Source organism: Mesorhizobium sp. WSM4816, assembly GCF_055811535.1.
This window is the reverse complement of the sequence record NZ_JBVVQR010000003.1, coordinates 184,822-196,863: the sequence shown is the minus strand read 5'-3', so window position 1 is coordinate 196,863 and position 12,042 is coordinate 184,822. Positions and strand designations below refer to the sequence as shown.

Annotated in this window: 11 protein-coding genes; 2 read left to right on the top strand and 9 right to left on the bottom strand. The window is 63.7% G+C overall.

What is annotated here, in order from left to right:
- Positions 1-55: 55 nt before the first annotated feature.
- Positions 56-1,051 carry an ABC transporter permease gene (locus AC0L3H_RS05185; protein ID WP_077374661.1) on the top strand — a complete coding sequence of 332 codons (996 nt, stop codon included), beginning with the start codon at positions 56-58 and terminating at the stop codon, positions 1,049-1,051.
- Positions 1,052-1,100: 49 nt separating this feature from the next.
- Here the strand turns inward: AC0L3H_RS05185 and phnN are convergent, their stop codons facing one another.
- From phnN to AC0L3H_RS05140, 9 genes are all read right to left on the bottom strand, one after another.
- A complete protein-coding gene (gene phnN, locus AC0L3H_RS05180) occupies positions 1,101-1,730 on the bottom strand; it encodes a phosphonate metabolism protein/1,5-bisphosphokinase (PRPP-forming) PhnN (protein WP_473584720.1) in 630 nt (209 codons plus the stop codon).
- Positions 1,727-2,866, bottom strand: a complete 1,140-nt coding sequence (locus AC0L3H_RS05175) for an alpha-D-ribose 1-methylphosphonate 5-triphosphate diphosphatase (RefSeq protein WP_473584719.1) — start codon at positions 2,864-2,866, stop codon at positions 1,727-1,729. The genes phnN and AC0L3H_RS05175 overlap by 4 nt, the downstream gene beginning before the upstream one ends.
- 89 nt (positions 2,867-2,955) lie before the next feature.
- On the bottom strand, positions 2,956-3,663 hold the full coding sequence (locus AC0L3H_RS05170; protein WP_091592516.1) for a DUF1045 domain-containing protein: 708 nt from the start codon (positions 3,661-3,663) through the stop codon (positions 2,956-2,958).
- 152 nt (positions 3,664-3,815) lie between these two features.
- Positions 3,816-4,628 (bottom strand): 5-deoxy-glucuronate isomerase, encoded by an 813-nt coding sequence (gene iolB, locus AC0L3H_RS05165; RefSeq protein ID WP_473584718.1) that lies wholly within the window; start codon positions 4,626-4,628, stop codon positions 3,816-3,818.
- 6 nt (positions 4,629-4,634) lie between these two features.
- Entirely contained in the window at positions 4,635-4,853 is a 219-nt protein-coding gene (locus AC0L3H_RS05160) for a DUF3329 domain-containing protein (protein WP_473584717.1), read from the bottom strand.
- A gap of 48 nt (positions 4,854-4,901) precedes the next feature.
- On the bottom strand, positions 4,902-5,819 hold the full coding sequence (gene iolE / locus AC0L3H_RS05155; protein ID WP_473584716.1) for a myo-inosose-2 dehydratase: 918 nt from the start codon (positions 5,817-5,819) through the stop codon (positions 4,902-4,904).
- A gap of 44 nt (positions 5,820-5,863) precedes the next feature.
- Positions 5,864-7,714, bottom strand: a complete 1,851-nt coding sequence (gene iolD, locus AC0L3H_RS05150; RefSeq protein ID WP_473584715.1) for a 3D-(3,5/4)-trihydroxycyclohexane-1,2-dione acylhydrolase (decyclizing) — start codon at positions 7,712-7,714, stop codon at positions 5,864-5,866.
- Positions 7,715-7,749: 35 nt separating this feature from the next.
- Positions 7,750-9,684: a bifunctional 5-dehydro-2-deoxygluconokinase/5-dehydro-2-deoxyphosphogluconate aldolase gene (locus AC0L3H_RS05145; protein ID WP_473584714.1), complete on the bottom strand. Its 1,935-nt coding sequence runs from the start codon at positions 9,682-9,684 to the stop codon at positions 7,750-7,752.
- A gap of 130 nt (positions 9,685-9,814) precedes the next feature.
- Entirely contained in the window at positions 9,815-10,660 is an 846-nt protein-coding gene (locus AC0L3H_RS05140) for a MurR/RpiR family transcriptional regulator (RefSeq protein ID WP_473507881.1), read from the bottom strand.
- Positions 10,661-10,814: 154 nt separating this feature from the next.
- Between AC0L3H_RS05140 and AC0L3H_RS05135 the strand changes: the two genes are divergently transcribed.
- A complete protein-coding gene (locus AC0L3H_RS05135) occupies positions 10,815-11,924 on the top strand; it encodes a Gfo/Idh/MocA family protein (RefSeq protein ID WP_473507880.1) in 1,110 nt (369 codons plus the stop codon).
- The last annotated feature ends 118 nt before the right edge of the window (positions 11,925-12,042 follow it).

Below are 12,042 nucleotides of genomic sequence, written 5' to 3'. Positions count from 1 at the left end.
AAAACCGCGCAACACTTTTGCGGAACCTGCTTAGGCAGGCATTGGGGAGAAGACGATGAGCAAGAAAGATCTCGGCCTGCTGATCCTGATCCTCGTGGTCGGAGCGGTGGTGGCGATCATCAACCCGCGCTTCCTGCTGCCGATCAACCTCGCCAACACCTCGAACCTGATTGGGCTGTTCGGCATCCTGGCGATCGGCCAGGCCTTCGTCATCATCACCGGCGGCATCGAATTGTCGGTCGGCTCGGTGGTCGCGCTGCTCGGCGTCCTGTTCGTCGATTTCATCGCCACGCGCGGCATGGCATGGCCGGTGGCACTGCCGCTGATCCTGGTGCTTGGCGGCATCATCGGGCTGGCACATGGCTGGCTGATCACGCGGCTCAAATTGCAGCCTTTCGTGGTGACGCTGTGCGGCCTGTTGATCTATCGCGGCGTGGCGCGGTTCTACACAGCCGACGGCACGGCGGGCTTCGCGTTCGGGCAGAATTTCCCGGAGCTCGAATTCCTGACCGCCGGGCGATCCTATGGCGTGCCGAACAGCTTCATCGCGCTGATCGTCATCGCCATCGTGATGTGGGTGGTGCTGCACCGTTCGGTGTTCGGCCGCTACCTCTACGCCATCGGCAAGAACGAGGAGGCGGCGAAATATTCCGGCATCCGCACCGGCCGCGTCGTCATGGCTGCCTATGTCATCTGCGGTGTGCTGACGGCGCTGTCGGCGATCTATTTCGCCATGTACACGCGCTCGATCTCGCCGGCCAGCCACGGCCAGTTCTACGAACTCTACGCCATTGCCGCAGCCGTGCTAGGCGGCTTCTCGCTGCGCGGCGGCGAAGGCTCGCTGATCGGCGTGATCCTGGGCACGGTCCTGCTGCAGGAACTGCAAAACCTCGTCAACCTGCTCGGCATCCCGTCCTCGCTCAATTTCGCGGTGATGGGCGGCGTGATCTTGATCGGCGTGCTGGTCGACCAGCAATGGGGCGTGTACCGGGAGCGGCGGCTGATGCTGGAGGCAACCCGCAAGGGCGCGGCCGGCGCGGCAGCGGAGTAGCGGCTCCGCCTCTCCCTTTCTCCCACAGAGGGAGAAGGTAAGAGGCGGCTTAAATCGTGCCCGACCGGTCGGAGAAGGCCATTGCCTTGCGCAGCACGTCGACAAAACGCTCGCCGGCCGCCTCGCGCTGGCCGCTATTGTCGATCGGGGTGACGCCTGGCCCGGACAACGCCACATTGGCGCTGCGCGCCAGCCGCGCCAGCACTTCGCCGCGCGACTCGCGGCCGCGCATCGCCAGTCGTTCGGCCAGGATCTGCGGCGATGCGGTGATCTCGACGACAGCCAGATTGGCATAGCGATCACGCAGCGCCGGGATGATGGCGCGGGAGACATTGGCGATGGCGACGCGGCCATTGGCCACCGACCGGTCGACTTCAGCCGGGATGCCGTAGCGCAAGCCATGCGCCTCCCACGAGATGGCGAAGGCGCCATCCGCTTCCGCCTCGACGAAGGCCGCATCGGCCAGCGTGTCGTGATCCTCGCTCGTCGTGTCGCTCGGCCGGGTGATGACCCGGCGCACGAACTCCAGCCGGGTCTCGTCGGCAAACAGCGACCGGGCATAGCCGATCACCGTGTCCTTGCCGGCGCCGCTCGGCCCGACGACAGCGACGAACACCCCGTCGCGGATCGGAAACGCCGCGGCGGACAATTCACGCTCGATCGAGGCCGACACCATCACGCGACCCGACGTCCCTGCCGCCAGACCGTGCGGACAACCGGGACATGATCGTCAAGACGGACGCGAACCAGATCGGCGCGCCGGCCCTGCTCGATGACACCACGGTCGGCGAGGCCGACTGCCTCGGCCGGGTTCTTCGAAACCATCGCCACCGCCTGCGGCAGGGAGATGCCGTCGACAACGTCGCCGAGGAAAAACGCCGACTGGATCAGGCTGAAGGGGATGTAGTCGGACGACAATATGTCGAGCAAGCCTTCGCCGGCGAGTGTCCGGGCTGAAACATTGCCCGAATGCGAGGCGCCGCGCATGACGTTCGGGGCGCCCATCAGCACCCCGAGCCCTGCCGCCTTCGAAGCTTTTGCGGCCTCTTTGGTGGTCGGGAATTCGGCGACGCGGACGCCTTGTTCGATCGCCTCGTCGACATGGCCGGTCGTGGCGTCGTCATGGCTGGCCAGCACGATGCCGCGCTGATGGCAGGCAGCAGCGATGAAGGCGCGGTTCGCCCCAGAATTCGTTGCCGACTCCGCCATCCGCTTCTCACAAAATTGCTGGAATTCGCGATCCGTCAGCTTCAGCTTGCGCTGGTAGTAGTAGGCATAGGTTTCCAAATCGACGAACTGACGCTGTCCCGGTGCATGGTCCATCAGCGACGCCAGCTTGATCCTGTCATCGCCGTCAAAATGCGCGAAGGCTGCGAGGCAATCCGGCGCCGAAACCTCGCAGCGCAGATGGATGAAATGGTCGGCCCGCAGCCGGTCCTGCTGGACGCTGTCCTCGATCGCATCGGCCAGCTTGCGCATGTCGGCCGAATTCATGTCGGCATCGTCGTCCATGCCGACGCGCAAGGCATCGAGCACGGTGGTGATGCCGGCAGTCGCCACCTGCGCGTCGTGGGCGAGAACGGCGGCGATCGGGTTCCAGCGCACCTTCGGCCGCGGCGCGTAGTGACCCTCCAGGTGGTCGGTATGAAGCTCGACCAGCCCGGGAATGATGAAATCGCCGGCCATGTCCTCGCCGTTCCGGCCGGCGCCGGCATCAATCCCGGCGATCAAGCCGTCGCGCAGCACGATCGAGCCTTCGACGATCTCGTCGGCAAGCACCATGCGGGCATTGTTGAGAACGGTCTCGACGGTCATTTCAGGCAGTCCTTGGAGCATTTGCAGCCAATTTAATCACCGATTGGGATGAGTTGGCGTCGTACAAAAGCGGTTAAAACAAGTAGTTTTCAGGCAGTTTTTCTCGCCGGGCGGCGCCCGAGCGCATGATGGGAAAGCACCATGAACGGGGCGCCAGGTTCGGTTTCGACAAACAGGGTCAGCGCGTCCACCGGCACCGGCCGCTGCAGGACTCCCGCAAACAGGCTGTCGATTGCTGCGCGAAGACGAGGGCTTTCCTGTGACGAGGCCCGGCCGGACAGCGTCATATGAAAACGGAAGGTCTCGAAGACATAGGGGTAACCCCACTGGCAGAGATTGCGGAATTCAGCCGGCTTCAGCGAGTCAGGGCTGCGCCGTTCGATCTCAGCCTCGCTCAGCGGCGCGCGAAAACGGTCGAAGTCGCGCACGACGTCGTCCGCGAAGCGGTTGAGCGCCGGCAGCGGACCTTCCGGCACCAGCGCGAAGAAGCCGTCGATCTGGCTGACGACCAGCCGTGGGATCGTCACCACCGGCGTCGTTTCGGCGAAATCGTCCAGTGCCGCGCGAAGCGCGGCTTCCGTTTCGTTCGAAGCCAGCCGGAAGGGCGCCTTCAGCGTCGCATGAAAGCCGTAGCGGCGCGCCGAAGCGGTATGGAAGGCGACTTCTGCCGCCGACAGTTCGCCCACGGCCTCGACCGGCCTCGTGGCAGCGCCGAACGGGTCACGGCCGAGCCAATTGGCGGCGATCCGCGCCAGCGGTTCGTCCTGCCGGGGGGTGAAATAGATAGCGTAGCGCATCGAAAGTCCTCGTCAACTCCCGCTGCCATAGGCGATTTGCATGACGAAATGACGAAGCTGATGATCGCTCCTGATAACAAACTTGTTCCCGCGGGTCATTAGCCGACGATTTTTTCGGCTTGGGCCAGTTGCCGACCCGGACGGGCAGCGCCTCAGGCCTTCATCAGCCATTCGTGCTCGGGCGCGTTGTGGAATTTCCACGTCCGCTTCGGCCCGGCCATGACGTTGAGGTAGTAGAGGTCGTAGCCATGGCAGGCGGCGCAAGGGTGATAGCCCATGGGCACCAGCACAACGTCGCCGTCCTCGATCGCCATCGCCTCGTCGAGCGAACGAGCGCCGTTCCGGTCGGCATCGGTGTAGACGCGCTGGAAGGCAAAGCCCTGCGGCGGATTGAGGCGGTGGTAATAGGTCTCCTCGAGATAGGATTCGGCCGGCAGATTATCCTGGTCATGCTTGTGCGGCGGATAGCTCGACGTGTGGCCGCCGGGCGTGATGACCTCGACCACCAGCAATGAATCGGCCGGCTTGCCTTCCGGCAGGATGTTGGTGACATAGCGCGTGTTGGTGCCCTTGCCGCGAACCTCCTGGCCGAGATCTTTTGGCGCAATGACGCGGACCGGCAGGCCACCGCCAAGCCCCGGCGCCGAGCAGACCGCGAGTTCGAGACGGGTGTCGGCGGTCACCGACCAGTCAGAGCCCTGCGGCACATAGACCGACCACGGCTTGCCTTCGAAGGGCGACATGCGTTCGCCGAGCGGGCCGAGATCCTTGCCGCCGGCCTTGGCCTTGCCCTTGCCGGTGACGAACACCAGGCAGACTTCACGGCTCGCGGTTTGTCCGGAGACGGTCTCGCCGGGCCGCAATCGATGCAGATCGAAACCGACATAGGTCCAGCCGGCGTTTTGCGGCGTCACATGGGCGACGCGGCCATGGCCCTTATCGGCTTTGACGAGCAGTTTCGACATCGCACTTCACTCCTTTGGTTCGGCGTCGGCCGAACCCTTGCCGCTGTCGGCCGGCTTGTAGAGATAGAAGAACTGCCAGACGGCATAGCCGGCGAAGCCGAGCGCGATCGTGCCCCAGAACGGCGCGCCGGTGGCAAACTCGACCACGGCCCAGACCAGGCAGACGGCGACGATGGCAACGCGCCGCCACAGCGGCCTGAAGAAGGGATGCTCGGAGTCCTTCATCGGATCAGCCCCCGCATCGGATCGCCCCGTCGCCGGGAATAGAGTCGCTCAAGCATTGGGGAAGCCCTGCGTTTCAACCGTGTAGCCGGCGGCTGCCATCACCCGCATCAATTCCTTGTAGCCGACTTGCGCCATCCTGAGCGGCGGATTCTTCTTGGGGTCCTGCTCGGCCTCGACCACGAACCAGCCTTCATAGCCGTAGTTCGCCAGCCTTTCCACAATGGCACCAAAATCCAGCGAACCGTCGCCCGGCACCGTGAAGGCGCCGAGCGCCACGGCATCAAGGAAGGATTGCTTCTGGCGATCGAGTTTCTCGATCACCTCCATCCGCACGTCCTTCACATGGACATGGTTGATGCGCCGGTGATGATTGTCGACGGCGCGCAGCACGTCACCGCCGGCAAAAGCCAGATGACCGGCGTCGAGCAGCAGTGGAATGCCTTCTCCCGAATAGCGCATGAACGCATCGAGCTCCGGCTCGGTCTCGACGACCGCCGCCATATGATGGTGGTAGGAGAGCGGCATGCCTTGATCGGCGCACCATTCGCCGAACTGCGTGAGGCGCCTCGCATAGGCCTTCATCTCGTCGTCCGAAAGCCTCGGCTTGGTGGCGAGCGGCTTTGAGCGGTCACCCTGGATGGAGCGGCCGACCTCGCCATAGACGATGCAGGGCGCGTCCACCGCCTTGAACAGATCAATCATCGGCTGGATCCGATCCTTGTTCCTGGCCATGTCTTCGTCGACCAGAGTACCGGAGAACCAGCCGCCGCAGAGCGTCACGTCGGCCTTCTTCAGGATCGGCAGCATGATTTTCGGATCACTGGGAAAACGGCGGCCCATTTCCATGCCGGTGAAGCCCGCCGAGCGCGACTGCGCCAAGCATTCCTCCAGCGACACGTCATCGCTGAGTTCCGCAAGATCGTCGTTCCACCATGCAATGGGGGACATGCCCAGTTTGGCTTTCAAGTCGTCACTCCAATGTCAGTTCGTTCAATTTTCATTCGCCGACATCAATCACCAACACTCTGCATCCGCCGCATTTCTTCATAGGCTTTGCGTGCGGCGTTGACCTGCGGCCGCGAAGAAACTTCCGGCACGGCGACGTCCCACCAATGGCCGCCGACATCGGTCGACACCAGTGGGTCGGTGTCGATGACCAGTACCGTCGTCTTGCTATTGTTTTTCGCTTTTGCCAGCGCCGTTTCCAACCCGGCGATCGACGAAACTTTCTCGGCGATGGCGCCGAGGCTTGCCGCATGCGCCGCGAAGTCGATGTCGGACATAATCTCGTGGCGGGCGTCCTTCAGCAGATTGTTGAAGTTGGCGCCGCCGGTTGCCATCTGCAGCCGGTTGATGCAGCCGTAGCCCCTGTTGTCGAGCAGCACGATGGTCAGCTTGAGGCCGAGCATGACCGACGTTGCGATCTCTGAATTGAGCATCAGATAGGAGCCGTCGCCGATCATGACGACGACCTCTTGGTCGGGCTTGGCCATCTTGACGCCGAGCCCGCCAGCGATCTCGTAGCCCATGGTCGAGAAGCCGTATTCGGCGTGGTAGGAGCCGGGCGCGCCCGCCTGCCAGAGCTTGTGCAATTCGCCGGGCAGGCCGCCGGCGGCATGAAGCAATATCACGTCGGAGCCCATGGCGCGCTGCACGGCGCCGATCACCTGCGCATCCGACGGGTAGGCGGCATTGGTCGAGGCCGTCACCTTGCCGGATTCGGCCTGCCATTCTTTCTTCCCCCCGGCCGCATTGTCGGTCCAGGCAGCCGGCGCCTGCCAGCCATTCAGCGCCGCGCCGAGCTCGGCCAGCCCTTCCGCCGCATCGGCTACCAGCGGCAACGCCTGGTGCTTGCCCGCGTCGAAAGGCTGGACGTTCAGCCCGATGATGGTCTTGCCGGAATTCTTGAACAGCGCCCACGAGCCGGTGGTGAAATCCTGCAGCCTGGTGCCGACGGCGAGCACGACATCGGCTTCTTCGGCCAGCCTATTGGCCGCCAAAGTGCCGGTGACGCCGACCGCCGCCATGTTGAGCGGATGATCGTCCGGCAGCGAGGATTTGCCGCCCTGCGTCTCGCAGACCGGGATGCCGGCGCCTTGCACCAGCTTCGCCAATTCGCCGGAAGCCTGCGAATAGAGCACGCCGCCGCCGGCAATCACCAAGGGCTTTGTTGCCGCCTTCAGCGCCGCCACGGCGGCCGCCAATTCCCCACGGTCCGGACGCAGCCGGCGCTGATGCCAGACCCGTTCGGCAAAGAAGCTCTCGGGGTAATCAAAGGCCTCGGCCTGCACGTCCTGGCAGAGCGCCAAGGTCACCGGTCCGCATTCGGCCGGATCGGTCAGCACCTGCATCGCACGGTTGAGCGCCGGGATGATCTGCTCGGGCCGGGTGATGCGATCGAAATAGCGCGACACCGGCCGGAAGCAGTCATTGACCGTCGCCGTTCCGTCGGAGAAATCCTCTGCCTGCTGCAGCACGGGATCGGGGATACGATTGGCGAAGACGTCGCCGGGGAGAAACAGGACGGGCAACCGGTTTACATGCGCAAGTGCCGCCGCCGTCACCATGTTGAGCGCGCCGGGGCCGATCGAACTGGTCGCCGCCATGAACCGGCGGCGGAAATTGGCCTTGGCATAGGCAATCGCCGCATGCGCCATGGCCTGTTCGTTGTGGGCGCGAAAAGTCGGCAATTCGTCGCGCACCTGATAAAGCGCCTCGCCGATGCCGGCGACATTGCCGTGGCCGAAGATCGCCCAGACGCCGCCGAAGATCGGCATTTTCCTGCCGTCGATCTCGGTCATCTGGCAGCCGAGAAAGCGGGTCAGCGCCTGCGCCATCGTCAGGCGGATTGTCTTGGTCATGTTGTTTTCCTCCGCAGTCCTTGTGCCGCGCCTTCTTACGCTGCTTTGCGGCCGCGCGCGGCAAGCCATGCCTCGGTCAGCCCCTCGAAGCGCGACGCCATGTCGGCCACCGCCTCCTCGTCCGACATCTTGCCGGCAAGCCATTGTTCGGCCGCGTTGATGAAGATGGTGCGACCGACGGCGAAGCCCTTGACGATGGGCGCCTTGGCGGTGGCGGCAAAGGCCGCTTCCAGCTCGTCCTGCGGCGCTTCGAGGCCGAGCAGCACAACCCCGCGGCACCACGGATCGTTCTTCATGATCACCGCTTCGATCTTCGCCCAGGCCCCGGCTGAGGCTTGCGGTTCAAGCTTCCACCAGTCGGGCTTGATATCAAGCGAATAGAGTTCCTCCAGCGCCCGCGGGATCGTCGTGTCGTCGAGCTCGCCGTGCTTGCCGGCGATGATTTCGATGAGAAGTTCTCTGCCTACTTTCCGCGCGGCCCCGAACAGGCTTTTGAGCTTCTGCTGCTGCTCGGTCTTCAGCGCCTCCGGGTCGTCGGGGTGGTAGAAGCACAGGCACTTGATGCAATGGTCGACCGGCCACTCAATCAGTTGCGAGCCGATATCCTGCGAGAATTCGAAACGAAGCGGCCGCGATCCGGGCAATTCGACTGGCCGGCCAAGCCAGGCGAAAGGATGGCGGGCGAATTCGAACATCGCCTCGCGGCCGTATTTTTCGTCGAGCAGCATGCCATAGCCGGCGCGGCCGGCGGCAACCTTTGCCGCCGCCTTGACCGTCAGCACCTTGAAATCATGGATGCGCGACGGGTCGGCGCCTGCCTTCGCGGCGACATCGTCAAGCTGGATGCGGTGATCGCAGGCCAGCGCCATCAGCGAGGGTATGTCGCGTCGGCGCGTCGTCGCCCAATGGATATGGTTGATCGCCTCGTCCTTGCGCAGCGCCAGGTGCCTGCTGCCGTTCTTCAGGAAGAACTGCAATTCCTCGAAGGTCGGGTATTCCGGTGCACAGAGCAGCCGCGAAACGGCGAAGGCGCCGCAGGCGTTGGCCCAGGTCGCTGCCGTCTCCAGGCTTTCGCCGCCGAGCCAGCCGCGCAAAAAACCCGACATAAAGGCATCGCCGGCGCCGAGCACATTGTAGACCTCGATCGGAAAACCCTTGCCAACGATCCCGTCCTCGAGGTCGTCGCTGATCGGCCCGTCATAGACGATGCAGCCCATGGCGCCGCGCTTCAAGACGATCGTGGCCTTGGACAGCGAGCGGATCGTCTTCAACGCGCTCAGGCAATCATCGGCACCGGAGGCGATCATGATCTCTTCTTCGGTGCCGACGATCAGGTCGCAGTCGGGCAGCACTGTCTTCAGCTGGGCGGAGACCCGGTCGGATTTCACATAGCGCTCGAAGCCTTCGGCATGGCCGGCAAGGCCCCACAGATTAGGGCGGTAGTCGATGTCGAACACCACTTTGCCGCCCGTGGCCTTGATGGCACGGATCGCCTTGCGTTGCGCGGCGTCGCTGTTGGGCCGCGAAAGATGCGTGCCGGTGACGACGATCGCGCGTGCCGAAGCGATGAACGTCTCATCGATGTCGTCTTCCGAAAGCGCCATGTCGGCGCAGTCGGTGCGATAGAAGATCATCGGCGACACGCCCTCGTCCTCGACAGACAGCAGCACCAGCGCGGTCAGCCGGTCCGGATCGGTCCTGAGGCCGTCAACCGAAACCCCTTCGCGCGTCAACTGCTCGCGGATGAAGCGGCCCATCTGCTCGTCGCCGACGCGGGTGAGCAGCGCCGAGCGCAGGCCGAGCCTCGCCGTGCCGACCGAGATGTTGGCCGGACAGCCGCCGACCGACTTGGCAAAGGAGGTGATGTCCTCCAGGCGCGAGCCGATCTGCTGGCCATAAAGATCGACCGAGGCGCGGCCGATGGTGATGACGTCGAGCGGCGCATGTTTCGCGTCCACGGCTTCGCTCATTCGAACCTCCCATCAGCCTTGTTGTCTTGGGTAACACGCGCGAGCGGCAGCGTGGCGCCGGCAATATGAAATAATAATTCCAATCGATAGTCAATATGGAACGCGCGTTCCTTTGCTGAAAAGTAGCCTGTCAGGCCCTGCGCTTCCCGCCGGAGTCGCGCCGCTTTTCGCCAACCGCAACGGTCAGCGCCATGGCCAGCGCCATCGTCGCCGACAGCGAGCGGAAGCCGGCGAAATCGGCCTCGGCGACCTCGAACCAGACTTTGGCGAACTGGGCGAGCGGGGAAAAGGAACTGTCGGTGATCGCTACGATCGGAACGCCTTGCTCCGAGATGAGGCGCGCCTCCTCGATTGCCGCCGGGGCATAGGGCGAGAAACTGATGGCGATGACGGCATCCCTGGGCGAAGCAAAGCTGATCATCTCGGCGTTGAGGCCGGCGGCTGATTCGATCAGCTGGTTGCGGATCTTGAGCTTGCCCAGCGCATAGGCGATGTAGGAGGCGACCGGATAGGAGCGGCGCTTGGCCAGCACATAAATCGTCTCCGCGTTCGCCAGCAAGGCGATGGCAGCTTCGAAATGGTCTTCGTTCAACCTGCCTGAAATATCGTTGAGCGAGGTACTCGCCGCGGCGACGAAGCCGTTGAAAATCGCCCGGTGACCGGCGCCTTCCTCGGCCTTGGCGCGCAATGCCGCGAGCCTTTCATCATAGGACGAATTGCGCTCGCGCAGGCGCTCGCGAAACACCAGTTGCAGGCTGGTGAAGCCGTCGAAGCCGAGCTGCTGGGCGAAGCGGATCAAGGTCGAAGGCTGGACGCCGGCGGAGGCGGCGATGCTGGCGGCGGTGCCGAAGGCAATATCGTCGGGATTGTCGAGCGCATAGGCGGCGATCTGCGCGATGCGCTTGGGCAGGCTCTGGCGCCGTTCCAGGATCGTCGTACGCAGCGTCTCGAAATCGCGGGGCACCCGTTCGTCCATCGTCGCTCCGCCCAGGTCCATCAGTCGATGCCGTGTGATGCCCCATCATAGCGAGCCTGTGCAAGAAGGCCATAAAAAATGAGCCATGCGTTCCATTTCTGGAAAAAATGGACTAATTCATCCACGCAACCTTTCTGGCAGTGGAGACAAGGAAATGGTCGGAGTCGGTCTTATCGGCACGGGGTTCATGGGCAAGTGCCATTCCATCGCCTGGAACGCGGTCGGCACCATCTTTCCCGACGTGGCCAAGCCAAGGCTGGTCCATCTCGGCGAGGTCGATGACGACCTTGCCAAGCGCCGGGCAACTGAGTTCGGCTTCGCCAAGGGCTCCGGCGACTGGCGCGCCGTCGTCGATGACCCGGACGTCGATATCGTCTCGCTGACCACGCCGAACCAGTTCCACCCGGAGATGGCCATCGCCGTCCTCGAAGCCGGCAAGCATCTGTGGTGCGAAAAACCGATGGCGCCGAGTTTTTCCGAGGCGCAAGCCATGGCGGCCGCGGCCAAAAAGTCCGGCAAGGTGGCCGCGCTCGGCTACAACTACATCCAGAATCCGGTCATCCGCCATATCGGTGCGCTGCTCGACGAAAAGATCATCGGTGAAATCAATCATCTGCGCATCGAGATGGACGAGGATTTCATGGCCGACCCGGAGGCGCTGTTCTTCTGGAAGCACGAGGCGGCGTCCGGTTACGGCGCGCTCGACGATTTCGCCGTGCATCCGTTGTCGCTGGTCTCGGTGCTGTTCGGCCGCGTCGCCCGCGTCATGTGCGACATGGCAAAACCCTATGCCGATCGCCGCGTCGCATCAGGCGGGCGTCGCGCGGTCGAGACCTACGACATCGCCAGCGTGCTGATGCATCTCGAAAACGGCATTGCCGGCACACTGCTGGTCAACCGTTCGGCTTGGGGCCGCAAGGGCCGGATCGCCATTCAGATCTTCGGCTCGAAGGGCTCGATCCTGTACGACCAGGAGCGGATGAACGAGTTCCAGCTTTACGTGACAGCCGACCGCCCGACCGAGCAAGGCTATCGCACCATCCTGGTGGCGCCGCACCACAAGCCCTACGACGCCTTCCTGCCGGCGCCCGGCCACGGCCTCGGTTTCAACGACCTCAAGATCATCGAATGCCGCGAGCTTTTGACGCGGCTGGCCGGCAAGCCGGCGCGGATCATCGATTTCGACGAAGGCCTCGAGATCGAGCGCACGGTGCATGCCATGGCGCGCTCGTTCGAGGAGCAGCGCTGGGTGGATGTGAGGTAACGACCCGCAATCCGAGCCTCGACGCCACCCATGCCAGAGCAAGGGAGAGCTTGTGTTGGAGAGCGCCAACTGTCGATATTGACGCAGCCCCTCATTGCCCATGAGGGGCGGCGCCGGC

Excerpts from the sequence above, each read along its gene's own strand:
- AC0L3H_RS05140 (WP_473507881.1), bottom strand. The coding sequence starts at position 10,660 with ATGGACGAACGGGTGCCCCGCGATTTCGAGACGCTGCGTACGACGATC.
- AC0L3H_RS05175 (WP_473584719.1), bottom strand. The coding sequence starts at position 2,866 with ATGACCGTCGAGACCGTTCTCAACAATGCCCGCATGGTGCTTGCCGAC.
- iolB (WP_473584718.1), bottom strand. The coding sequence starts at position 4,628 with ATGTCGAAACTGCTCGTCAAAGCCGATAAGGGCCATGGCCGCGTCGCC.
- AC0L3H_RS05160 (WP_473584717.1), bottom strand. The coding sequence starts at position 4,853 with ATGAAGGACTCCGAGCATCCCTTCTTCAGGCCGCTGTGGCGGCGCGTT.
- AC0L3H_RS05135 (WP_473507880.1), top strand. The coding sequence starts at position 10,815 with ATGGTCGGAGTCGGTCTTATCGGCACGGGGTTCATGGGCAAGTGCCAT.
- iolD (WP_473584715.1), bottom strand. The coding sequence starts at position 7,714 with ATGACCAAGACAATCCGCCTGACGATGGCGCAGGCGCTGACCCGCTTT.
- AC0L3H_RS05185 (WP_077374661.1), top strand. The coding sequence starts at position 56 with ATGAGCAAGAAAGATCTCGGCCTGCTGATCCTGATCCTCGTGGTCGGA.
- AC0L3H_RS05170 (WP_091592516.1), bottom strand. The coding sequence starts at position 3,663 with ATGCGCTACGCTATCTATTTCACCCCCCGGCAGGACGAACCGCTGGCG.
- AC0L3H_RS05145 (WP_473584714.1), bottom strand. The coding sequence starts at position 9,684 with ATGAGCGAAGCCGTGGACGCGAAACATGCGCCGCTCGACGTCATCACC.